We start from the raw sequence: 23,248 nt of genomic DNA on the forward strand, positions 1-23,248 counted from the left end.
AGTAGTCTTGTCTAGGCACAAGTTAATAGGCGTGAGTCCAAACGGTGAGGATGAATATTGGACTTGAAAATGAATAATATAACGAATCATAGTGATGAAACCGTTGATGGCTTTCATCGTGGAAGGTTTTATTTAATCCAGCCACGTTTACGTGGCCATCGTTCTGGCATGGATGCTATGTTATTAGCCGGTTTAGTCCCCAGTAATTTTAAGGGTAAGGTCGTTGATTTGGGAGCTGGGGCTGGAGCTGCTGGACTGGCGGTAGCTTCACGTTGTTCAGAAGTTCATGTTACATTGGTTGAACGGTCAGCTTTTATGGTGTCTTACGCCCAAAAAACGCTTATGTTAAAACAAAATGAGGAATTTGCAGATCGGGTTTGCTTGTTAGAAGCAGATGTTACATGCAGGGGGAAGGCTCGATTAGAAGCGGGCTTAAGAGACAATAGTTTTGATTTTGCAATTATGAACCCTCCCTTTAATAATCCTGTAGATCGCACAACACCTGATGAACAAAAGTTTGATGCACATGTTATGCCAGAAGCCATGTTTGATAATTGGTTACGAAGCGCTGCAGCAATTATTAAGCCAGGTGGATATTTAGGATTAATTGCACGTCCACAATCGTTGATTGATATACTACGTGCTTTGGAAGGGCGTTTTGGAGGCATTTGTATAATTCCTATTCACGCACGTGCTGCAACAGCTGCAATTCGTGTTTTATTTTATGCAAGACGAGGAAGTAAAGCAGCTTTATCTATACTGCCTCCACTGGTGATGCATGAGGGAAATAGTCACGCTTTCTCACCGCGTATTGATGCAGTTAACAATGGGCTTATAAGTTTGTGGGAACTTTTTTAATGCTATCTTGTGTTTTCCAGTTTATTACTTAAATTTGGATCAAATATTTAATTTTTACAGGGAGATTTTAATGGATGATTTTAATTTTGGGTTTGTGATTTTTTCTTGCATTGGTACTTTTGTGTACAGTTATATTTTGCCTTTTTGTTTTCCTTGCTTATTTTGATATCCTTAATGTATAAAACTTAGTTATCCCTAGTGTATAAAACCTGGTTACCCCTAATGTATAAGGAAGTCTCATTTTGATTAACGTTATCAAAAACACTGTTCGACGCTGCTTTTGTTCCAGTAAGCCTGAAATTCCTGTTTTGCGCCTTCACGGAGCGATTATGGATTCAACGTCATTAGTAGCACGTACTCTTTCACTAAGCAGATGTGCGAATCTTTTAGATAAGGCTTTTGCGTATAAAAAAGCGCCGGCTGTTGCTATTATCATTAATTCTCCTGGGGGTTCGCCCGTGCAGTCGCGTCTTATTTTTAAGCGTATTCGTGATTTGGCAGAGGAAAATAAGAAAAAGGTTCTTATATTCGTTGAAGATATAGCAGCATCAGGTGGTTATATGATTGCTTGTGCTGGGGATGAAATTTTTGCTGATCCTTCTTCAATTGTTGGCTCTATAGGGGTTGTTTCAGCTTCTTTTGGTTTTCCTGAGCTTTTGAAAAAAATCGGCGTGGAACGTCGTGTGTATACAGCAGGAAAAAACAAGATTGTATTAGATCCATTTCAGCCAGAAAAGAAAACAGGTATTGAGCATTTGAAATCTCTACAACTTGAAGTCCATCAAACTTTTATTGATTTAGTTCAAGAGAGACGTGCAGAAAAGTTATCAAATGATCCAGATATTTTTACAGGAATGTTCTGGAGTGGAAAGAAAAGCGTTGAACTTGGTTTAATTGATGGATTAAATGATGTGCGTTCTGTTGTTAAAGAGAGATTTGGTCATGATGCCAAACTTCGGTTAATTACTCCCCCTAAACATTTTTTAGGGTCTAAAGCTCTTTCAGGAATTTCTGCTAATGCAATTTATACAGCGGTTGATAGTGCGGCGATGATAGCGGAAGAACGGGCGCTTTGGCAGCGTTATGGTTTGTGATTTGTGATGAGAGCAATGTTCTGTATAGTTGGATTTAGTCGATAATGTTTCCTAAAAAACGGCTATTAGAAGGAATAAGACTTTAAATGAAAACGATTGTACTGAGTTTAATTTGTATTATGGTTCTCTACACTTACTGTGTGTTGAAGAAATGGTTAAAGAAGATCGTACGGTGTTCTTATTGTGCAAAACATAAGCCACATATAAGTGTAAGAGGTACATTGGTAAAAGATTCTCGTACTGGTGAATATTACTGCAGATGATATTGGATGTACAAGCTCCACTCAAAGGGCATACTTATGTATTTACGCCCGTTAAGTTGAATTTAGCTTTACATGTGGTCGGTCAGTGTGCAGATGGTTATCATCTAATAGAAAGTTTAGTTTACTTTAGTCTCAGTGGTGATTGTTTGAGTTATACTGTCTTTGGGGGTGACCGCTTTGTTTTAACAGGTCCTTTTGCCGATGGGCTTATTTCTGATGTAGAAGACAATTTAGTTGTTCGCGCACATGATTTTATGTGTCAAGCATTTCCTAAACATATTCAGCCTGCTTTTTTTCGGCTTGTTAAAACATTGCCAGTTGCTTCGGGGATTGGTGGTGGTTCGGGTGATGCTGCTGGTGTTTTAAGAATGTTGTATCATCAGTGGGGTCTTGATTGCTCTTATGAAAAATTAGCGGAGATCAGCTTAGTGCTTGGTGCTGATGTCCCAATGTGTCTTTTGGCACTGGAGTATCAACAGCCACTTTTCGTTAAGGGAATTGGGCAAGATATAACACGGCTAAAAGGTGCTTGTTCTCTTGCAATGGTATTGGTTAATCATGGTCAGAAAATTACAACGAAATCTGTTTTTAAGACTTTAGAAAATCATAATCATTCTTCCTTAAAAATTAATCTAGAATCTTTAAAGACTGTTTATTCATTGGTTGAAGCTTTACAAGAAACGCGAAACGATCTTTTTGCTCCTGCCTTAAAAATTGCGCCTCGATTATCTGAAGTTTTAGATGTGTTAGATGAGAGTGGATCTCTTTTTTCTCGCATGTCTGGGACTGGCGCTACTTGCTTTGGTATTTTTAAAAATAAGCAAGCAGCACAGCAGGCAGCTCTCTTTATAAAGTCGATACATCCAGATTGGTTTGTTAAACCTATTGTCACGTTAGGGGAACACTCTGAGTAAGCAGTATGAAATAGGTGTTCTTTCAGTCAATAATAACACTGCGTGCAATAGCTGAGCTGGATAATTTCTAGAGTTTGTGTGTTTTAGATTGATATAGTGGCATATAAGATGAAGTAAGCAATGATATTTTAATAGTCTAGTCTTTTTTGTATTTGTGTGAAAAGTATAGGAATTTAGATGCATTATTTTTACTATAGGATTACTTGCGGAAAACAAGCGGTGGTGTAAAAATAGGTGCATGTCTAATTATATTAATCACTCATCATTTAAGTTACCACTTAAGCCAAATTTTTTGTGCGAGTTGGATTTACAAAAGCGAGGATTCCTTCATATAGCAGGTGTTGACGAAGTTGGACGTGGTCCTCTCGCTGGTCCTGTAGTAACAGCAGCAGTCATTTTGGATAAGGATCATATCTTAGATGGATTGAATGATTCAAAAAAACTTTCTACTAAGCGACGGAATGAGCTCTATTATGAGATTTTACAAAGTGCATTAGCAGTCTCGATTGCTGGTATTTGTGCTCGTACTATTGATCATTCTAATATTAGAAAAGCAACTTTAGAAGCAATGCGTCGTTGTATTACAGGGTTAGCAGTGCCAGCTCACTATGCGCTGGTTGATGGACGTGATATTCCTTTTTCTCTGCCGTGTCCAGCAACTGCTTTGGTCAAAGGCGATCAGCGTTCAGTTTCAATTGCAGCAGCATCTATTATTGCCAAAGTAACGCGTGACCGCATGATGGAATGTGCTGGGCAGGTTTATAAAGATTATGGTTTAGAAAAGCATGTAGGTTATGCAACGCTAGTGCATCGTACGGCTCTTGATAAACATGGGCCGGTTGTAGGATTGCATCGTTATAGTTTTTCACCACTCAAAGAGCGCTACAGGAATGATATGTCATGACAATTCTGCCTCTAAATAGTGATTCGATAAAAGAAGCAGTCATGCTTCTTGGTCAGGGGAGGTTAGTCGCATTGCCGACAGAAACTGTCTACGGACTGGCTGGTGATGCAACCAATGGAAAGGCCGTAGCGTCTATTTTTTCCACAAAAAGACGGCCGAAGTTCAATCCTCTTATTGCTCATGTAAGCAGCATTATTATGGCAGAACGCTACGTTGAAATTGATTCTCTCTCACGTCGGTTAATGGAGGCGTTTTGGCCAGGTCCTTTGACATTAGTTTTGCCTTTAAAGGCACATCATAATATTCACCCTTTAACAACTGCTGGTCTTAATACATTGGCTGTCCGTTGTCCGGATAGTAGTTTTTCAGAAGTTGTAAAATGTTTTGGTAGGCCTTTGGCTGCTCCTAGCGCAAATGAATCAGGACGCATTAGTCCTACTTCGGCTGAAGCTGTTTTCGCATCTTTAGGGGTGTCTGTTCCATTGATTATTGATGGGGGGTCGTGCAAAATAGGGTTAGAATCAACGATCATTAAGATTTTTGATGAAAATATTTATCTTTTGCGTCCTGGGGGGCTTGCTGCTGAAGAAATTGAAAAAGTCGCAAAAAAGTCGCTGAAACGGTTGGATCAGTGCGCAGCATTTGAGGCACCAGGAATGTTAAAGTCGCATTATGCGCCCAATGCTACAGTTCGTTTAAATGTGCAAAAAGTGGAGTGTGGTGAAGCTCTTTTAGCATTTGGTTCCAAGCGCATTATGGGTTCTGAAAATGCAGTTTTTATTTTAAATCTGAGCAAGAGTGGGCTGTTGGAAGAAGCTGCTGCTCATTTGTTTCAATATATGAAACAATTAGATTCACTTAAAGTGAGATCTATTGCTGTAGAACCTATTCCATCGCACGGATTGGGTGAAGCGATTAATGATCGTTTAATACGCGCTGCAGCTCCAAAGGAGGAATGAAGATGGAGCAGTGTTTAATTGAAAGATTTAGACAAATCGTTGGTGCTCCACATGCTATAACAGATCAGGAGTTAATTGCACCCTATTTGCTTGAAGAGCGCAGGATTTTCCACGGAAAAACACCGTTGCTTTTACGACCATCTTCTACAATGGAGATATCGTTGATTATGCAATTAGCCAGTCAAACCTGTACACCGATTGTGCCACAAGGCGGAAATACAGGCCTTGTGGGTGGTCAACAGCCTGATAAAAATGGGTGTAGCGTAATTTTATCTATGGAACGATTGAATAAGATTAGATGTATTAATATTGAAGGTAATTTTGCTGTAGTAGAGGCTGGTGTTATTTTACATAGCTTACAGAAAAAAGTAGATGAATTTGGTCGTTTTTTCCCTCTTTCTTTAGGATCAGAAGGTTCTTGTCAGATAGGGGGAAATCTTTCATCTAATGCTGGAGGAACAGCTGTTTTAGCTTATGGTAATATGCGTGAGCTGTGTCTTGGTTTGGAAGTGGTTTTACCTGATGGCCGTATTTTGGATGATTTACGTTTTGTGAAGAAAGACAATAGCGGCTATGATTTGAAAAACCTTTTTATTGGTGCAGAGGGCACTCTAGGAATTATAACGGCAGCAGTTTTAAAGCTTTTTCCAAAAATAAAAGGAAAAGCAATCGCTTTTGTGGGATTACGCAGTCCGGCTAAAGCTCTTGAGTTTTTATCTCTTGCCCAATGTCATGGGGGGCAGATGTTAACCGGTTTTGAACTCATGGGAAAACTTAGCTTACAAATGGCTTTAAGCTATAACATGTGTAAGAGTTTTCCTTTAAAATATGAACATGAATGGCATGTGTTGATTGATATTTCATCATTGCAGGGTGATGATGAGGCATTATCGGTGCTAAGTGTTATTTTAGAAGAATCTTTAAAAAATACTGTGATAGAAGATGCGGTTATTGCTCAATCATTAAAGCAGCAGGATTTTTTTTGGAAATTACGTGAAAGTATTTCATATGCACAAAAATTAGCAGGAGGATCTATTAAGCACGACATTGCCGTGCCTATTGTTTCCATTCCTGATTTTATTGCTGAAGCCGATCTTATTGTTCAAGATATTTCTCCAGGTGCTCAGGTGGTTTGTTTTGGGCACATGGGTGATGGAAATCTGCATTATAACGTTACGCAGCCCGTTGGAGCTGATACTGCGGAGTTTTTGAAATTATGGCCACAAATGAACCATCGCATTCATGATTTAGTGATGCGCTATCAAGGCACATTTTCTGCGGAGCATGGAATCGGTCAGCTTAAGCGCGAAGAACTTCGTGCCTTCAAATCACCTATTGCATTGGATCTCATGCGGAAGATTAAGCAAATGCTTGATCCTTTAGGAGTTATGAATCCTGGAAAAATATTATAATTTAGAAACAATGAACTTTGCCGTATGTTTTTGTTTAGATTTCACTAACCAAAAAATAAACCTGTTGTTTTTTATTTAATCTTTTAATAATCCAGTGAGAAAAAACTGCTAGAGAGTACATAGTATTAAGATAAATTGGGACACTGTTATGGCTAATCAATGCTTTAATCAGGTAAAAGCGGGGTTTGAATTTCGCCTAGATCCATGCCATTTGCCACAAGCGATCACGTATTTTTCATCGAAAACGGGCAATAAAATGGTTTGCTCGTTAAATGAACGCGGTGTTTTTTTTAAAACCGATATCTCCTCAAGTTTATCGAGTTTGGTGCCGGCTTATCATTTCAGAGGGATTTCAGCGCGTGCAGTGAAAACTTTTTCAGGAGAAAGAGCTGTTGCATTAGAGTTGCTTCATGTTCATGAAGAGGCTTGCATCCCGCTTTTAATTTCTAGAGACTTGAATAATGTTCTTTTAGATTGGAGATTATGGGCCGATACTTACAATCTTCCTATGCTTATGATCAATGAAGATGACAGTATCATGATTGTGAAAGATCGCTCTGATTTACGTCGTTTTTTTTGTAGGACATTGCACTATAAACAAAAGCGTTTTTTACTTCGTTATAATAATCCATTAGGTTTACGTTTAATGATTGCTAATCGGATTGAGATATCATAATATCGATGACATGTTAATCTCACATATTTTACGAGTGTATTTTTTTATGGCTGTATACTCACGCTTTGTTTAGCGATATCCGATTGTAATAGAAAAATTTTTATGGTTTGCTTATAAGGCGATAGTGGTAGGGTGGTATTTTCTTTATGTTCTGTAAAAAAGACTGTTTATGAAAAATGATGAGTGAATAATATGAAGCCAATGCGTAATAAGAGATAATTGCGTGATCAAGGTTTAAAGTTCATATCCAGAAAAAATTATCGTTTTCGTTTTTTGAGTTGTGATTGGTATGAACTTTTCAAATTGTAATAAAAATTATGTGAAGTAGAACAACAAGCAAGTTTGCGCACCATATTGTTACTTAAAATGACAGAAAAGAGTATTTAAAGAATTAAGTTCTCTTGCTCAATAGCACGCCATCCGATATCGCGTCGAACAAATCCTTCTGGCCAATCTATACAATCAACAGCTTCATAGGCACGTTTCTGTGCTTGTGTAACGGTTTCACCCGTTGCCGTTATATTTAAAACACGTCCACCATTAGCAATTAATTCTCTATTATGCAATGCTGTACCAGCTTGGAAAATTTTTACATCGTGAAAAGCATTTGCCTTATCAATATTACGGATAACAGTGCCTTTTTGTGGAGAATCTGGATAACCTTTAGCGGCCATTACAACAGTCAGAGCAGTTTTTTTAGACCATTGAAGGGATTTTCTTTCAAGATTCCCTTTAGCTGCAGCAAAAAGAATAGGTAGGAGATCCTCTTTTAGGCGCATCATTAAGACCTGACATTCAGGATCACCGAATCGTACATTAAATTCAATTAATGCAGGTCCTTTTTGTGTTATCATTAATCCAACGAAGAGGATGCCTTTAAAGGGAGCTCCCATCTCGTTCATACTATATAAAGTCGGTTCAACAATTTCTTTGAGGGTACGATTAACCATTTCCTCTGTCATGATGGGAGCTGGTGAATACGCTCCCATACCTCCAGTGTTAGCTCCAGTATCACCGTCACCAACACGTTTATGATCTTGTGCAGATCCAAAGGGAATGGCGATTTTACCATCACAAAGACAGAAAAAACTTACTTCTTCACCTTCTAAAAAAGATTCTACAACGATTTTTCTTTCTGTATCGCTAGAGCCTCTTTGAAGACATACGTCGACTGCATTATATGCTTCTTCTATTGTAGTTGCAACAACTACACCTTTACCGGCGGCTAAACCATCAGCTTTAATGACAATGGGAACACCTTGTTGACGAATGTAGGCTTTAGCTTTTAAAGCATCATTAAAGCATCGGTAGGTTCCTGTAGGAATATTATTCTTATAGCATAAATCCTTTGTAAAAGCTTTTGAACCTTCTAGCTGAGCAGCTTTTTGAGTAGGTCCAAATACACAGATTCCAGCACTATTTAGGGAATCTGTTATACCTGAAACTAATGGTGCTTCTGGTCCAACGATGACAAGGTCGATAAAATGTGTTTTACAAAAATTGATAACAAGAGGATGGTCATCAATGTTTAGATTAATATTTTCACCTAATTCCATTGTTGCAGGATTTCCAGGAGCGCAATATAATTTTGTTAGCAGTGGTGATGCTGCTATTTTCCATGCTAAAGCATGTTCTCGTCCACCTGAACCAATAAGAAGAATGTTCATTGTTTGCTCCTACCACAAAAGAAGGTAATTAAACTAGCTTTCTTGTCATAAGAATGAAATTCTTCTATCGCAAGCCCAAAGGTGAAATCATTTGATGAAAAAAAATAAAAATACAACACGTATTCAGTCCTGTGAAAGTCATGGACGGGTTATGGATGCCTCTCCAAAACAATGGGTTTACAATTTTCTTCCATGTTCTTTGTGGTTTTATGCTCAATTGGCACGTTGGGATAGACCTATTGGATGGCTTTTGCTGATGTGGCCTTGTTTCTGGTCAATAACCATAGCATTTCTTTCTCATGAAATGCTTCAATTATCTCTTTTAACAACGTTGGCTCACTGGTTATGGTATCTTTTTCTTTTTTTTCTAGGATCTATAGCTATGAGGGGTGCAGGATGTACTTGGAACGATCTTGTTGATCATAGAATTGATTCTCAGGTAGAACGGACACGTTCTCGTCCATTGCCAACGGGTCATGTGAGTCGGTTTCAAGCAAAAATCTTTATATTGCTGCAATGTTTGGTTGGTTTAGGTGTTTTATCACAATTTAATACGTTCAGTTTTTTTCTAGGGATTTCGTCTTTAGTTGCTGTTGCAGTTTATCCTTTTATGAAACGTGTAACATATTGGCCGCAATTTTTTTTAGGCATTGCATTTAATTGGGGAGCATTAATGGGATGGGCGGTAATTTATGGAAGTCTAAGTTGGGCACCTATCCTACTTTATGTGGGATCAATTTTATGGACGATAGGCTATGATACAATTTATGCGCACCAAGATAAGGAGGATGATGCTACCGTTGGTGTGTGTTCCACAGCACTTCTTTTTGGTAAAGGTACCAAGCTTGCACTGATGTTTTTATATAGTGGTTTTGTGATATTAGTTGGTTTAGCGTTTTATTTGGCGCAAGTTCCTATTCTCGGCTTTTTAGGACTTTTTGTTGCAAGTATTCACATGTTTATTCAAATTAAAGTAATTGATATAGATGATAGCTCACAATGCTTAAGGCTTTTCAAATCTAATTCATTTGTTGGTTTTTTGATTTTTGCTGGTTTGGTGTGTAGTGGTATATGGATGGCACTTAGTCCCGTTGTTTGGCGATAAAATAACACCATGTGTTATGAAGCGTCTAACATCAAGAGATCTATTTGCAGTCTATGGTTGAAGTTTTTTAACTCGCAAGTTCTCTTTAATACAAACCCGTTTTTGCATTAAATTTCAACGATTATCAAAGATAAAGCAGAAGCAGGTATTTGTTGAGGTATCTAAAACAATTATTCTCGTTTAATTAAAATTATGAATTTTTCGTATTTTGGTAGAAGCAAAAAATGTATAGGACTCATTTGATTTTTTATGTTTTATTTTTTTTGGGAGATTGCTAAACATAACATGCTCACCTAAATGTCTCGTGGTTTAATATCCATTTAAGAGGATAACAGCTCCAAAATTTCTTTTTAAAACTTCATTTTGTAAAGAGAGTCTTTTAATCGCTGTAGAGTGAAAAACTTCACACTTTAAATCTGAATGATTAGGGGTAAAGCCTCTGTTTTTTCCAATCGATGCGTTTAACCGAATCGCGTGTAAAAATTACGCGATCGTGTAAACGAAATGGGCGATCACGCCAAAATTCAATAGAAAGAGGTTTAACACGAAAACCAGACCAATAAGGTGGGCGTGGAATATTGCCTACTGCATAACATGTAGTATATTTAGCGATTGCCTTTTCAAGGATAAAGCGGTTTTCTAATGGTTGAGATTGTTTGGATGCCCATGCACCAATTCGGCTACCACGTGGTCGCGATTGAAAATATGCATCTGCTTCTTGAGAACTAACTTTTTCGACAATTCCTCTAATTCTAATTTGACGGCGAAGTGATTTCCAATGAAAAACTAATGATGCTTTCATTGATTTTAAAATTTCTTGTCCTTTACAGCTTTCGTAGTTGGTATAGAAGACGAATCCTTGAGAGCTGAAGTCTTTGAGAAGAACCATACGAACATTAGGCAATCCTGTTTCATCAACTGTTGCTAATGCCATAGCATTAGGATCATTTATTTCGCTCACTGTTGCATCTTCAAGCCAATTAGCAAAAAGCGCAAAAGGTTCTTGTTCTTGCATAAAATCATCTTCTATTTTTACTTTATCTTGCATAATATCTCCAGAAGTCAGAGAGTAGGAATAAGCTGTTTTTGTTTTATTTTTAGTTACTTTATCAGCAAGGGGTCAGATGCTGATATTTTTTTCAAAAAAATAGTGTCATCATATTATTTTTACGGTGTTTTAATAATTTTTGTCTTTAGTCTATAATGCAATAGACTATATTAAATATAAAATATCTATTTAGCTGGTGTTTTAGTTCTTTCATAAACATATAAATAGAAAAAAAATACTATATAATTATATAAAGATTGATAAAACTGTGAGGGATATTGAATAGCGTATCAGTTGATATTTTAAAAACGAAAAGGCTGAAAAGAGGAAAACATGCGTGATCCCTATACAGTTCTGGGTGTGGAACGTAGTGCAAAACCGCAAGAGATTAAGTCTGCATTTAGAAAATTGGCAAAAAAATATCATCCAGATCATAATATGAATGATACAAAAGCTAAAGAAAAGTTTTCTGAAATTAATCAAGCTTATGAAATTATAGGTGATAAGGACAAAAAGGCGCAATTTGATCGCGGCGAAATTGATATGGAAGGAAGACCGATTCATCAAGCCTATGGCAGTGGTGAAAACTTTAGCAGCAGACACAATCCTTTTGCAGGAGCAAAGGGATTTGGTTTTGGTTCTTCAGGCGGTGCAAATTTTGATGCGAGTGATATTTTTCGCGATCTATTTGGAAAAGGAAGTAGCTTTTCAGATTCTGCACAATATCATCAGCCTCAACAAGGAAATAATATTCGAGCTAGTCTTTCAATAACATTGGAGCAGATGGTTGGTGCAGAAAGGGTAGAAGCTGTTTTCCCTAATGGCAAAAAATTAAAAATTAAGCTTCCAGATTATGTTGAAGATGGGCAAACTATTCGTTTAAAAGGTCAGGGAGAAGAGGGGGCTTATGGTAGGGCAGGTGATGCGTTAGTAACTATCCATATTCAAAAACATCCTCGTTTACGGGTTGAGGGAAGAGCACTTCATTTTGATTTGCCGGTTTCTCTTAAACACGCTGTTTTGGGAGCAAAAGAAGAAATTGAAACTTTAGATGGACGTGTTGTCTTAACTATTCCTGCGTGGTCTAGTTCTGATCGTATTTTGCGGCTGAAAGGGAAGGGACTTCCTTTAAAAAGTGGCACAAGAGACGATCTTTATGTGCATGTACGTATTATGTTGCCGGAAGGTGAGGATACTGCATTAAAACAATTCTTGCAAACGCAAAAAGGTTGATTTTAAATTATGCAAAAGCGTAGTTTTTGTTTGATTTTAAACCAATTACTTGAAGAAAAAGTCGACCTATGTCATAGGCAGATAGATAATATTGATTTTAAGTAGCAACGGGGCAGTGCTAATGGCTAATGGTAATGGTTTATTATGCGGAAAGCGTGGTCTAATTTTGGGGCTTGCCAATAATCGCTCTATCGCTTGGGGAATAGCTAAGGCGGTTAGTGCAGCGGGTGGAAAGCTTGCTTTTACTTATCAAGGTGAGGCAATGAAAAAGCGTGTTGAGCCTTTAGCTGAAGAAGTAAAGGGGATAGTTTGCGGTCATTGTGATGTCTCTGATAGTGCATCTATTGATGCAGTTTTCAAGACAATAGAAGATAAATGGGGCAAATTAGATTTTTTAATTCATGCTATTGGTTTTTCTAATAAAGATGAGTTAAGCGGTCGTTATGTTGACGTTAGCGAATCAAATTTTATGATGACAATGAATATTTCAGTTTATTCCTTAACAGCTCTCACTCAGCGTGCAGAAAAATTGATGTTGGATGGTGGTTCAATTTTAACATTGAGTTATTATGGTGCAGAAAAGGTTGTCCCAAATTACAACGTGATGGGAGTTGCTAAAGCGGCTCTTGAAGCCAGCGTGAAGTATCTCGCAGTGGATTTAGGTCCTAAGAATATTCGTGTTAATGCTATATCTTCTGGACCTATTAAAACGTTAGCCGCTTCTGGCATTGGTGATTTTCGCTATATTTTAAAATGGAATGAATATAACGCTCCTTTACGCCGTACGGTGACAATTGAAGAGGTTGGAGATTCTGCTCTTTACTTTCTTTCGGATTTATCGCGTTCTGTTACAGGTGAGGTGCATCATGTTGATTCAGGTTATAATATTATAGGCATGAAAGCTGTTGATGCACCAGACATTTCCGTCGTTAAAGAATAAGATTTGGTTTATAAAAATTAATTATAGTGGTGATTTAATCAAACTTAAAATAACCAACGATATTAGGAAATAAAGACTATATTATGCGCAGTATACATTGTAGCTGTATATATTTGACGGAGCAACGGGTCATTTTTTATGTCGCATAATACGTTTGGTCATCTATTTCGTGTAACAACATGGGGTGAGAGTCATGGAGCTGCTCTAGGTTGTGTTATTGATGGTTGTCCACCGGGGATCATTTTTACTCTTTCAGATATTCAACGTTATCTTGATAAACGTAGACCAGGACAATCCAAATATACAACGCAACGTCGAGAGTTGGATCAAGTAGAGGTATTATCAGGGGTTATTGTTCAGGATGATGATTCTAAGGCATTGGTAACAACTGGTGCTCCAATTTGTATGTTTATTAGAAATGAGGGTCATCGTTCTAAAGACTATAGCTCAATTGTTCATCAGTATCGTCCAGGTCATGCAGATTATACTTATGATGTTAAATATGGCATTCGTGATTTTCGAGGTGGAGGACGTTCCTCAGCACGTGAAACAGCAGCGCGTGTCGCAGCAGGCGCTATCGCACGTAAAGTTGTTCCTGGATTGATTGTACGTGGAGCTGTGATAGCGATTGGTTCGTATAATATTAATCGTGATCGTTGGGATTGGTCAGAGGTTGATAACAATCCTTTTTTTTCGCCTGATGCAGAAATGGTGCAGATTTTTGGTGATTACATCGATGAATTACGCAAAAATGGTTCATCTATTGGTGCTATTGTTGAGGTTGTTGCAGAAAATGTTCCGGCAGGGTTAGGAGCTCCTATTTATGCAAAACTGGATCAGGATATTGCATCACTATTAATGTCCATTAATGCGGTTAAGGGGGTTGAAATTGGTGATGGATTCGCAGCAGCTCGCTTGAGGGGAGAAGAAAATGCAGATGAAATACATATGGGAAGTGATGGGAAACCACTTTTTTTATCTAATCATGCCGGTGGTATTTTAGGCGGAATATCGAGTGGACAGCCAATTATTGCCCGTTTTGCTGTTAAGCCTACTTCATCAATTTTGATTCCTCGTCATTCGATTGATGTTGATGGTAATGATGTGAATGTTGTAACGAAGGGGCGTCATGATCCGTGTGTTGGAATTCGTGCAGTTCCTGTTGGTGAAGCGATGGTTGCTTGTGCTATTGCTGATCATTATTTAAGGCATCGAGGTCAGGTTGGTGGTTTAAAAGGTGAGCAATGACATATGATCAAAAAAAGATTGTTTCTGCTATTCAGGCGTTTGAACGCGGTGAAATTGTGGTAGTTACAGACGATGATGACCGTGAAAATGAAGGTGATTTGATTACTGCGGCTGTTCATTGTACAGAAGAGAAAATGGCATTTATTATACGCCATACAACAGGTATTGTTTGTACACCTATGCCAAAAGAAGAAGCACAACGGCTTCATCTTTCTCCTATGGTATCAAATAATAATTCAGTACACCATACTCAATTTACTGTTACTGTTGACTTTAAACATGGAATAACGACAGGTATTTCAGCGCGCGATCGCACGTTGACAGTTCGTAAGCTTTCTGATGTCAATACCAGTGCGAGCGACTTTATCCGCCCGGGACATGTTTTTCCTTTGATTTCGCATGAAGGAGGTGTTCTTATGCGTTCAGGTCACACTGAGGCGGCGGTTGATTTATGTAAATTAGCTGGTTTACCACCAGTTGGAGTTATCGGTGAGTTGGTTAATGATGATGGTACCGTTAAACATGGAGATGAAGTTACAAGATTTGCCCAAGATAACCACTTGCATATGATAACGGTTGCAGATCTGATTGCTTATCGCCAGCGTAAAGAAATGTTGATCAAGCATGTTGGAGAAGTGCATATTGAAACATCGGTTGGATCAGCTGTTGTTCAAAGTTATCAGCTTCCTTGGGAAGTAGTTCAGCATATTGCAATCGTTTTTGGTGATATCCGGGATGGTGAGAATATTCCTGTATGTTTGCATCATGAAAACATTATAAACGATGTTTTTTGTCAATCATCAAATATAGCAGCGATCATGCAGCATATGATGAAAAACGAGAAACGTGGTGTATTTGTTTATTTGCGAGAAGGATCTGTTGGTGTTGATTTTCAATCAGCTATTGATGATCAGGAAATTGCAAAAATAGCCTCAGAAAACCATATTCAAGCGATTGAACGCGAAAAAGAATGGCGTCAAATTGGTTTAGGATCTCAAATTTTAAGACATTTAGGGATTAGTTCTGTCATTGTTTATGATTCTAAAGAATGTCATTATGTAGGATTAGAAGGCTTTGGAATTCGTATATCTAGAACAGATATTTTGTGAGGATCACATGAAACAAGAGATGAAAAAGGACGATGTAGGAACATTAAGTTTTGAAGAAGCGCTTAAACAGCTCGAAGTGATTGTTGAAAGTTTAGAACGTGGCGATGTCCCTTTAGAGCAATCAATTGATATTTATGAGCGTGGTGAGGCTCTTAAGAAGCATTGCGATAAACTTTTGAAAGCAGCTGAAGCAAAAGTTGAAAAAATTCAGCTTTCAGAGAACAATTCTCCAGAAGGGGTAGAGCCGCTCGATTCTGAATAATATTAAGTAATTTGTGGATATTTGTTTAAAGATAAGAGGTCAAGTAATTTAGTTTATATAAAATAGGTTTTGTTTGTTTCTTTTTCATCAAATAAATTTAAAATAAGAAAATTTGTAGATAATCTTACGTAGATAAAGTATTACACAATTAGAAATGCACCACACTATGAACGAAAGAGTAAAAATCATATATTTACTATTTTACTCTCTTTGTAAGAGATAGTACAAGGAGCTTTTTTTGTCTTACACATTAACTCCACTACTTGATCGTGTTCCTTTCCCTCAAGATTTGCGAACGTTGCCAGAGGCTGATTTAGTACAGTTAGCTCATGAATTACGGGCTGAAACAATAGATGCAGTTTCTGTAACAGGTGGACATCTTGGGGCAGGACTTGGCGTTGTTGAATTAACAATTGCGCTGCATTATGTTTTTAATACGCCTGAAGATAGAATTGTTTGGGATGTAGGACATCAAGCTTATCCACACAAAATTTTAACAGGTCGTAGAGATAGGATTCGTACATTACGCCAAGAGGGGGGATTATCAGGTTTTACAAAGCGTTCAGAAAGTGTCTATGATCCATTTGGTGCGGGGCATTCTTCTACTTCTATTTCAGCAGGCCTTGGTATGGCTGTGGTTAGTGCTTTGAAAGAAGAAAAAAAGCGGAACATCATTTCTGTAATTGGTGATGGTGCTATGTCTGCTGGTATGGCTTATGAAGCGATGAATAATGCTGGTGCTTTGGATGCACGTTTGATTGTTATCCTTAATGATAACGACATGTCTATTGCACCTCCTACTGGTGCTATGAGTGCACATCTGGCTCGATTAGTTTCGCATCCTTCTTACCGTAGTTTGCGTGAACGGGTGAAGATGTTTAGCAAAAAATTGCCAAAATTCTTTTTGGATCAAGCACATCGTTCAGAAGAATTTGCAAGGATTTGTTTGATGGGAGGAACCTTGTTTGAGGAGCTTGGTTTCTATTATGTTGGACCGATAGATGGTCATAACTTAAATCATTTGTTGCCTGTTTTGAAAAATGTTCGTGAATATTCCAAAGGTCCTGTTTTAGTTCATGTTATTACTCATAAAGGGAAAGGATATGCACCTGCAGAAGCAGCGTTTGATAAATATCATGGAGTGAATTGTTTTAATGTTATTACAGGAAAACAGGTTAAAGCGCAAAGCACAGTGCTTCCTTATACTAAAGTGTTTTCTAATGCTTTAATAGAAGAAGCTAGGAATGATGATAAAATTGTTGGCATAACTGCGGCAATGCCAACGGGGACAGGTCTTGATGCTTTTGCTCAACAATTTCCAAATAGGATGTTTGATGTTGGTATTGCTGAGCAACATGCGGTAACTTTTGCCGCAGGTATTGCCTGTGAAGGGTATAAACCTTTTGTTGCAATTTATTCTACTTTTTTGCAACGTGCTTATGATCAGATTGTTCATGATGTGTCGATTCAAAAATTACCAGTGCGTTTTGCGATTGATCGAGCAGGTTTTGTTGGTGCAGATGGTGCGACACATGCTGGAAGTTTTGATATTGCTTTTTTAACGATTCTTCCTGAGTTCGTGGTGATGGCTCCTTCTGACGAAGTTGAACTGATGCATATGGTGCGCACTGCAGCAGCTTATGATCAGGGGCCTATTTCTTTTCGTTATCCTCGCGGTGAAGGTATTGGTATGGAATTACCACAACGAGGTGAGTTACTCGAGATTGGAAAAGGGCGCATTTTATGTGAGGGAAATAGGGTAGCTCTCGTTTGTTTTGGAACGCAGTTATCTGAAGCGCTAATAGCAGCAGAAAAGTTGGAAGCAGAGGGGTTATCTACAACTGTTGCGGATGCACGATTTGCGAAACCTTTAGACAAAGATTTAATGCGTCGTTTAGCGCGTGAGCATGAAGTACTGGTAACAATTGAAGAAGGGGCAATGGGCGGATTTGGAGCGTATTTATTACAATTTTTAGCGCAAGAGGGACTTTTAGAGCATGGTTTAAAAATACGTACATTAAAATTGCCTGATGAGTATTTAAACCATGGTTCACAAAAAAAGGTTCTTTCACGTATAGGGCTTGATTCTATTGGTATTGTTAATACCGTTTTCACCGCTTTGGGATGCGAAGTACGGACAATGCGCAAAGTTCGAGTATGAGATGGTCGTTAAAAAAAGACTTGATGTTCTTTTGGTTGAAAAAAAGTTTTTTACGACCCGTTCACGGGCACGTGACGCCATTATGCGCCAGACTGTTAAAATTGACGGTGAAATAATTTTAAAACCTGGACAAGCTATTTATGATAACGCGAAAATTGTAGTTTGTGATCCAGCACGGAATTATGTTTCACGTGCAGCGTTAAAATTGATGAGTGCACTTGATGTGTTTCCGGTTATAACGGATAAAGTAACTGCTATTGATATTGGTGCATCGACAGGTGGCTTTACACAAGTTCTCTTAGAACGTGGAGCAGCTCATGTTATCGCTGTTGATGTTGGTCATAATCAATTTGATACACGTTTATCTGGGAATAGTACTGTAACCTTATTAGAAGGTCTAAATGTTAGGGACTTAAAACAGGAACATTTAGGTGGTAGAAAAATTGATCTCATAGTATCGGATGTCAGCTTTATTTCTCTTAAACTTGCATTACCTTCTCCTTTGGCTTTAGCTAGAAAAGGAGCTCAAGCGGTTTTATTGGTAAAGCCACAATTTGAAATTGGTCGAGAAGGTCTTGGTAAGGGTGGGTTAATAAGAGATTTATCAGTCGCTCAAAAAACTGCTGAAGGAGTATTTGATTGGTTGAATATTCAAACAGGGTGGACTGCGAAAGGTTTACTTCCTTCACCAATTGCAGGCAGTGATGGCAATTTGGAATATTTACTATTCGGAGAAAAAGAAGAGTGAACAACAGGGTGGTAATTGACCATATTGAAGTGAATGGCTTTGGTATTTCCAATACACTCCGTGACTCTGTTTATGTTCCTTTTACTTTACCAGGAGAAATTGCTACCATTGCTCTCCATGGTAAATATGGGAAACTTATTACTTTAGAAAAGAGTTCACCAGAACGGGTCGATGCTATTTGTCAGCACTTTGAGAATTGTGGAGGGTGTGTGCTTCAGCATTGGCGCGCTGATGCTTATCGTTCTTGGAAAAGGCAATTAGTTGTTGATGCTCTTAAGAAGTTTGGAATTGATATTTTTGTTTCACCTTTAATTGAATGTGGCTATCACAGTCGTCGACGAATCACTTTAACAGTTATTGCAACTCCCAAAGGCCATATCATTGGTTTTAATCGTTATCTATCTCATGATGTTATAGAGCTTGAGGAGTGTCCGGTTACGCGTTTAGAGATTATGTCTAAACTAAATGATATTAAGATGCTTTGTGCTCTTATAAGCAATAATATCAAACGGTTTCATGTGACGATAACATCTGTTGAAAATGGCTTAGATGTTGCTTTAAATGGGTGTGTTATTCAAAATGAACACATTCGTCAAAAAATGATTCATATAGCTCTTTCACGTGGAATTGCGCGCTTATCTGTTGGGGGTGAAGTTTTAGTTGAACAAGTAAAACCACTGATTCACTTTGGAGATGTTTGTATTGAATTTCCCACAGGCGGGTTTCTCCAAGCAACTTTTGAGGCAGAAAGTATTATGGGCAATATTATTTTAGCCCATTTAAAAAAAGCAAAGAATGCTGTTGATTTATTTTCAGGAGTGGGAACATTTGCGTTACGTATGGCAAAAAAGGTGAATGTTCACGCAGTAGAAAATGATGAAGCAGCATTAGCAAGCTTAAATCGGGCAACACGATTTGCAACCAATTTAAAAACAGTAACTTGTGAAAAACGCGATCTCTTTCGTCGTCCACTTTCTGTGAAGGAACTTAAATCTTTTGATATGGTTGTTTTTGATCCTCCACGCGCTGGTGCGAAAGAACAGGTGCGTGAACTAGCAAAAACAGCTATTCCATATGTTGTCGCCATTTCGTGCAATCCTGTTACATTTGCTCGTGATTTATCTATTCTTATTGCAGGTGGTTATACACTAGAGAAGGTTATACCGATTGATCAGTTTTTATGGTCTCCACATGTTGAGATTGTCGCTATTTTAAGAAAACAAAGAGTGAAGGGAGGCTGGAAGCTTTAGCTCATGGGGGAAGAAGCGAAAAATCATTCAAATGAAATATGTTAGATTACTTTTATGAAAGTGCTGTTCCACCAATTGTCATATTATTGATTCGTAAGTGGGGTTGTCCGACGCCAACAGGAACATTTTGCCCAGCTTTTCCACACATGCCTATACCATTATCAAGTTTGCTATCATTACCGATCATTGTAATACGTTTCATTGCTTCTGGTCCATTCCCAATGAGAGTGGCGCCTTTAATTGGTTCTACAATTCTGCCATTTTCTATTCGGTATGCTTCAGTACATTCAAATACGAATTTTCCTGAAGTAATGTCAACTTGTCCTCCACCAAATGAAACAGCATAAATACCATTTTTTAGTGAGGATAAAATTTCCTCAGGCGTTTTATCCCCTCCCAACATCATCGTATTGGTCATCCGCGGCATTGGCGCATGTGCATAAGATTCACGCCGTCCATTTCCAGTTGGATTGACACCCATAAGTCGAGCATTTAACCTGTCTTGCATAAAACCAACAAGCTTTCCATCTTCAATAAGAACATTGCATCTTGATGGAGTTCCTTCATCATCAACAGTGAGTGAACCACGGCGCTGGGGAATTGTTCCATCGTCGACGACCGTAACACCTTTTGCTGCAATTTGTTTTCCTAAAAGTCCAGAAAAAGCAGATGTTTTTTTACGGTTAAAGTCACCTTCTAAGCCATGTCCTACGGCTTCATGAAGCATAACACCTGGCCATCCATTAGCTAGGACAACATCAAATGTTCCTGCTGGTGCTGGTGCTGCTTCTAAGTTTATTAAAGCCATACGCAGCGCTTCATCGGCGGCTTTTTTCCAGTTTTCTTCACTAATGAATTGGCTAAATGTTTGCCGTCCACCACATCCATAGAAGCCATTTTCACGTCGGTTACCATTGGCAGCAACTACAGATATAGAAAGTCGAACAAGAGGACGGATATCACGAACAAGATATCCATCAGCACGTAAAATTTCAACATGCTGTAATGAACCTGAAAGTGAAATTGTAACTTGATGTAATTTATCATTTTTTTTGCGTAAATAAGCGTCAATCGTTTGTAAAAGTATACTTTTTTCCTCGAATGATGGAGTATCAAGAGGATTATGTGGTTGATAAAGTATTTTGTTTGTTTTTTGAGGAGCTGCGCTATAAGATCTTGCGTGATTATTATAGGTAACAGCTTTAACAGCTTCACTAGAGCGTTTAAGTGCAGCAGCTGATAATTCACTAGAGTGCGCATATCCAGTAGATTCTCCTACAACAACACGTAAACCAAACCCCATATCTTGCTGAAATGAGCCGTTTTTAAGCTGTCCATTATCAAATAAGAGTGTTTCGCTTTCTGTATACTCGAGGTAAAGTTCACCATCATCAGCATGATGGAGTGACTCTTGTACGAGAGACTGTACCTTAGATGAAGAAATATCAAAATGGTCAATCAGCGATTTCATAACGGTTATCCTATTTTCATTGGTGTCTAGAATTTCTATTTGTTTTGTTTAAGAATCTGTACAATAAGCTGTGAGCTTTTTTGATTAGTTAACCTGTTTAAATTTTACCACGTTGGTAAGTTTGTATAGGCATCACTAAGACCATGGAGGTCAACAAGACCTCCAATACCTTGCTCAGGCGTTGTAAAGATAAAATAGGTTGCCGCTTTACCTTCTAAAAAGAGTCGCAATGTATCTTCTTTAAGAAGAGATTCCGCAACACAAGTATCACCAAGGCAGCGCCGATACTCTATTTTTCCTATATCTTTATTATCAATTTTAATACCAACTCCAGGGCGCAATTCAACTCGAATAGGAGCGAAAACACGCATCAAAGCTCCTTGGTTTTTGGGGAGTTTATAAAATGTAACGCGAAGAGTAATATCATTACGATTTTTTGTGTGCACATTTTGCACAACTTCACATTGTATATTAGGCGTTCCGGGTGGTAGAGAACAAACTTTTGTCCACGCACCATAGGTTTGAGGAGCAGGAACATCTTCCGTATTGGGTGTTTGTGCAAAAGCATGGGAGATAAAGACATTATAAAGTGCATGAATAGCAAGACCAACAAGGAAAGTTTTTTTAAAAAATTGACAAACTACCACAGAAAAGTCCCTATCCGAATCAATACCGCATTCTTATGCATAGATTTTCATAAAAAGCAAATTTCAAAACGAAAAGTATAACACAAAACCATTATTTACCCAAATATATTAATTCATATGCACAAATAAAAAGAATAAGGTGAAAAAAACAATATTTTGTAGGAGACAAAGCTTTTGGCATTATTTTATGATGCAATATAAATAGGTGCGTGTAAGAGGGGTACTATATATGTGCTAAAAGTCTGTAGTCTTAAAGAGTATTGATAGGCATTTTTGTTGTTCCATATGCCAAACAATATTTTTCTTATATTGATAGAGATAAAAAGGTCTTTGAGCGGAATGTCTATTTCAGGAAAATTATCAGCTGCAAGTGGTAAATCGACCCCGCCAAAATCGGGTGTTTATGATTATATAACGTTATTAAAACCGCGCGTTATGTCACTTGTTGTGTTTACAGCTTTAGTTGGATTGATCGTGTCACCTACTTCTATGAACCCATTATATGGGTTTTTAGCAATCTTGTGTATTGCTATAGGTGGTGGTGGTGCGGGAGCACTTAATATGTGGTATGATGCTGATATCGATGCAGTAATGGAACGTACAAAAAACCGTCCCATTCCTACTGGTAAAATCAGTTCTAAGAAGGCGTTTGTTTTTGGCATGGTTCTTTCTGTGCTGTCTGTGCTGGTTATGGGCACTTTTATTAATTGGTTTTCGGCATTTCTTCTTGCATTCACAATCTTCTTTTATATTGTGATTTATACAATTTGGCTCAAGCGTATAACGCCGCAGAACATTGTTATTGGTGGTGCTGCTGGAGCTTTTCCACCCATGGTTGGATGGGCTGCAGCAACAGGTACAGTAAGTTTCGAGAGTTTTTTATTATTTTTAATTATTTTTATGTGGACTCCCCCCCATTTTTGGGCTCTTTCTTTATTTGTATCTCTTGATTATGACGCAGCAGGTATTCCTATGTTGCCTAATGTGCGAGGTGAGTATTCAACAAAAAAACAAATTTTATTTTATTCCATTATTACGGCAATATGTGCTGCAGGTCCTTATATCATCGGTTTTTCAGGAATTTTCTATGGTGTTTTTTCGACGATTTTAAGCGTTATTTTCGTTTATTTTGCTTATCGTTTGTGGAAAACTGATACACAAGATGAAACTATTTTTTTTGCAAAAAAGATGTTTTTCTTTTCGCTATGTTATTTGGCTGCTATATTCGGAATCCTGCTAATTGAATCCCTTATTTAGTATTTTATCATCCTCTAACTCT

Annotated in this window: 21 protein-coding genes; 17 read left to right on the plus strand and 4 right to left on the minus strand. The window is 38.0% G+C overall.

Translation table 11 applies throughout. The features are described 5' to 3' along the window. Positions 1-69 precede the first annotated feature (69 nt). The 7 genes from WCP78_RS02635 to WCP78_RS02665 all read left to right on the plus strand — a co-directional run bounded on the left by WCP78_RS02635 (position 70) and on the right by WCP78_RS02665 (position 7,080). Positions 70-858, plus strand: a complete 789-nt coding sequence (locus tag WCP78_RS02635) for a tRNA1(Val) (adenine(37)-N6)-methyltransferase (RefSeq protein ID WP_336278942.1) — start codon at positions 70-72, stop codon at positions 856-858. Between the two features lie 242 nt (positions 859-1,100). Continuing rightward, a complete protein-coding gene (locus WCP78_RS02640; protein WP_336278943.1) occupies positions 1,101-1,952 on the plus strand; it encodes a S49 family peptidase in 852 nt (283 codons plus the stop codon). 259 nt (positions 1,953-2,211) lie between these two features. Next, complete coding sequence (locus tag WCP78_RS02645) at positions 2,212-3,129, plus strand: 4-(cytidine 5'-diphospho)-2-C-methyl-D-erythritol kinase (protein ID WP_336278944.1); 918 nt, start codon at positions 2,212-2,214, stop codon at positions 3,127-3,129. 238 nt (positions 3,130-3,367) lie between these two features. Continuing rightward, positions 3,368-4,033 (plus strand): ribonuclease HII, encoded by a 666-nt coding sequence (gene rnhB / locus WCP78_RS02650; protein ID WP_336278945.1) that lies wholly within the window; start codon positions 3,368-3,370, stop codon positions 4,031-4,033. Then, complete coding sequence (locus WCP78_RS02655; RefSeq protein ID WP_336278946.1) at positions 4,030-4,992, plus strand: L-threonylcarbamoyladenylate synthase; 963 nt, start codon at positions 4,030-4,032, stop codon at positions 4,990-4,992. Before rnhB ends, WCP78_RS02655 begins: the two co-directional genes overlap by 4 nt. A 2-nt stretch (positions 4,993-4,994) precedes the next feature. Beyond that, positions 4,995-6,404 (plus strand): FAD-binding oxidoreductase, encoded by a 1,410-nt coding sequence (locus WCP78_RS02660; protein WP_336278947.1) that lies wholly within the window; start codon positions 4,995-4,997, stop codon positions 6,402-6,404. Positions 6,405-6,552: 148 nt separating this feature from the next. Then, entirely contained in the window at positions 6,553-7,080 is a 528-nt protein-coding gene (locus WCP78_RS02665; protein WP_336278948.1) for a DUF6101 family protein, read from the plus strand. 383 nt (positions 7,081-7,463) lie between these two features. On the opposite strand, the gene purD is transcribed toward WCP78_RS02665, so the two are convergent. Beyond that, the gene (gene purD / locus WCP78_RS02670; protein ID WP_336278949.1) at positions 7,464-8,747 is read right to left on the minus strand and encodes a phosphoribosylamine--glycine ligase; all 1,284 of its coding nucleotides are present in this window, start codon (positions 8,745-8,747) and stop codon (positions 7,464-7,466) included. A 94-nt stretch (positions 8,748-8,841) separates the two neighbouring features. On the opposite strand from purD, the gene ubiA reads away from it, so the two are divergent. Then, on the plus strand, positions 8,842-9,852 hold the full coding sequence (gene ubiA / locus WCP78_RS02675; RefSeq protein WP_336278950.1) for a 4-hydroxybenzoate octaprenyltransferase: 1,011 nt from the start codon (positions 8,842-8,844) through the stop codon (positions 9,850-9,852). 424 nt (positions 9,853-10,276) lie between these two features. Here ubiA and pdxH read toward each other — a convergent pair whose 3' ends face one another. Then, positions 10,277-10,900 carry a pyridoxamine 5'-phosphate oxidase gene (gene pdxH / locus WCP78_RS02680; RefSeq protein ID WP_336278951.1) on the minus strand — a complete coding sequence of 208 codons (624 nt, stop codon included), beginning with the start codon at positions 10,898-10,900 and terminating at the stop codon, positions 10,277-10,279. 333 nt (positions 10,901-11,233) lie between these two features. Here pdxH and WCP78_RS02685 point away from each other — a divergent pair, with 333 nt between their 5' ends. The 8 genes from WCP78_RS02685 to WCP78_RS02720 all read left to right on the plus strand — a co-directional run bounded on the left by WCP78_RS02685 (position 11,234) and on the right by WCP78_RS02720 (position 19,851). Then, complete coding sequence (locus WCP78_RS02685) at positions 11,234-12,133, plus strand: DnaJ C-terminal domain-containing protein (protein ID WP_336278952.1); 900 nt, start codon at positions 11,234-11,236, stop codon at positions 12,131-12,133. Positions 12,134-12,254: 121 nt separating this feature from the next. Beyond that, positions 12,255-13,073, plus strand: a complete 819-nt coding sequence (gene fabI, locus WCP78_RS02690) for an enoyl-ACP reductase FabI (protein WP_336278953.1) — start codon at positions 12,255-12,257, stop codon at positions 13,071-13,073. A gap of 138 nt (positions 13,074-13,211) precedes the next feature. Then, positions 13,212-14,321 (plus strand): chorismate synthase, encoded by a 1,110-nt coding sequence (gene aroC / locus WCP78_RS02695; RefSeq protein ID WP_336278954.1) that lies wholly within the window; start codon positions 13,212-13,214, stop codon positions 14,319-14,321. Continuing rightward, a complete protein-coding gene (gene ribB, locus WCP78_RS02700) occupies positions 14,318-15,430 on the plus strand; it encodes a 3,4-dihydroxy-2-butanone-4-phosphate synthase (RefSeq protein WP_336278955.1) in 1,113 nt (370 codons plus the stop codon). The genes aroC and ribB overlap by 4 nt, the downstream gene beginning before the upstream one ends. Positions 15,431-15,437: 7 nt before the next feature. Further along, positions 15,438-15,692 carry an exodeoxyribonuclease VII small subunit gene (locus WCP78_RS02705; protein ID WP_336278956.1) on the plus strand — a complete coding sequence of 85 codons (255 nt, stop codon included), beginning with the start codon at positions 15,438-15,440 and terminating at the stop codon, positions 15,690-15,692. A gap of 238 nt (positions 15,693-15,930) precedes the next feature. Further along, positions 15,931-17,853 (plus strand): 1-deoxy-D-xylulose-5-phosphate synthase, encoded by a 1,923-nt coding sequence (gene dxs, locus WCP78_RS02710; RefSeq protein ID WP_336278957.1) that lies wholly within the window; start codon positions 15,931-15,933, stop codon positions 17,851-17,853. Between the two features lies 1 nt (position 17,854). Further along, complete coding sequence (locus tag WCP78_RS02715; protein WP_336278958.1) at positions 17,855-18,601, plus strand: TlyA family RNA methyltransferase; 747 nt, start codon at positions 17,855-17,857, stop codon at positions 18,599-18,601. Then, complete coding sequence (locus WCP78_RS02720; RefSeq protein WP_336278959.1) at positions 18,598-19,851, plus strand: class I SAM-dependent RNA methyltransferase; 1,254 nt, start codon at positions 18,598-18,600, stop codon at positions 19,849-19,851. The genes WCP78_RS02715 and WCP78_RS02720 overlap by 4 nt, the downstream gene beginning before the upstream one ends. Before the next feature lie 52 nt (positions 19,852-19,903). Here WCP78_RS02720 and tldD read toward each other — a convergent pair whose 3' ends face one another. Both tldD and WCP78_RS02730 read right to left on the minus strand, forming a co-directional pair. Then, positions 19,904-21,322: a metalloprotease TldD gene (gene tldD / locus WCP78_RS02725; protein ID WP_336278960.1), complete on the minus strand. Its 1,419-nt coding sequence runs from the start codon at positions 21,320-21,322 to the stop codon at positions 19,904-19,906. A gap of 104 nt (positions 21,323-21,426) precedes the next feature. Next, positions 21,427-21,969, minus strand: a complete 543-nt coding sequence (locus WCP78_RS02730) for an invasion associated locus B family protein (RefSeq protein WP_336278961.1) — start codon at positions 21,967-21,969, stop codon at positions 21,427-21,429. A gap of 339 nt (positions 21,970-22,308) precedes the next feature. On the opposite strand from WCP78_RS02730, the gene cyoE reads away from it, so the two are divergent. Next, a complete protein-coding gene (cyoE, locus tag WCP78_RS02735) occupies positions 22,309-23,226 on the plus strand; it encodes a heme o synthase (protein WP_336278962.1) in 918 nt (305 codons plus the stop codon). Positions 23,227-23,248 lie beyond the last annotated feature (22 nt).

Source organism: Bartonella occidentalis (assembly GCF_037070875.1).
In the GTDB taxonomy this organism is placed as follows: domain Bacteria; phylum Pseudomonadota; class Alphaproteobacteria; order Rhizobiales; family Rhizobiaceae; genus Bartonella.

Bases quoted from the DNA above. Each gene is read 5' to 3' on its own strand.
- WCP78_RS02635 (WP_336278942.1), top strand. From the start codon at position 70: ATGAATAATATAACGAATCATAGTGATGAAACCGTTGATGGCTTTCAT.
- WCP78_RS02645 (WP_336278944.1), top strand. From the start codon at position 2,212: ATGATATTGGATGTACAAGCTCCACTCAAAGGGCATACTTATGTATTT.
- rnhB (WP_336278945.1), top strand. From the start codon at position 3,368: ATGTCTAATTATATTAATCACTCATCATTTAAGTTACCACTTAAGCCA.
- WCP78_RS02655 (WP_336278946.1), top strand. From the start codon at position 4,030: ATGACAATTCTGCCTCTAAATAGTGATTCGATAAAAGAAGCAGTCATG.
- WCP78_RS02660 (WP_336278947.1), top strand. From the start codon at position 4,995: ATGGAGCAGTGTTTAATTGAAAGATTTAGACAAATCGTTGGTGCTCCA.
- WCP78_RS02665 (WP_336278948.1), top strand. From the start codon at position 6,553: ATGGCTAATCAATGCTTTAATCAGGTAAAAGCGGGGTTTGAATTTCGC.
- purD (WP_336278949.1), bottom strand. From the start codon at position 8,747: ATGAACATTCTTCTTATTGGTTCAGGTGGACGAGAACATGCTTTAGCA.
- ubiA (WP_336278950.1), top strand. From the start codon at position 8,842: ATGAAAAAAAATAAAAATACAACACGTATTCAGTCCTGTGAAAGTCAT.
- pdxH (WP_336278951.1), bottom strand. From the start codon at position 10,900: ATGCAAGATAAAGTAAAAATAGAAGATGATTTTATGCAAGAACAAGAA.
- WCP78_RS02685 (WP_336278952.1), top strand. From the start codon at position 11,234: ATGCGTGATCCCTATACAGTTCTGGGTGTGGAACGTAGTGCAAAACCG.
- fabI (WP_336278953.1), top strand. From the start codon at position 12,255: ATGGCTAATGGTAATGGTTTATTATGCGGAAAGCGTGGTCTAATTTTG.
- aroC (WP_336278954.1), top strand. From the start codon at position 13,212: ATGTCGCATAATACGTTTGGTCATCTATTTCGTGTAACAACATGGGGT.
- ribB (WP_336278955.1), top strand. From the start codon at position 14,318: ATGACATATGATCAAAAAAAGATTGTTTCTGCTATTCAGGCGTTTGAA.
- WCP78_RS02705 (WP_336278956.1), top strand. From the start codon at position 15,438: ATGAAACAAGAGATGAAAAAGGACGATGTAGGAACATTAAGTTTTGAA.
- WCP78_RS02715 (WP_336278958.1), top strand. From the start codon at position 17,855: ATGGTCGTTAAAAAAAGACTTGATGTTCTTTTGGTTGAAAAAAAGTTT.
- tldD (WP_336278960.1), bottom strand. From the start codon at position 21,322: ATGAAATCGCTGATTGACCATTTTGATATTTCTTCATCTAAGGTACAG.
- cyoE (WP_336278962.1), top strand. From the start codon at position 22,309: ATGTCTATTTCAGGAAAATTATCAGCTGCAAGTGGTAAATCGACCCCG.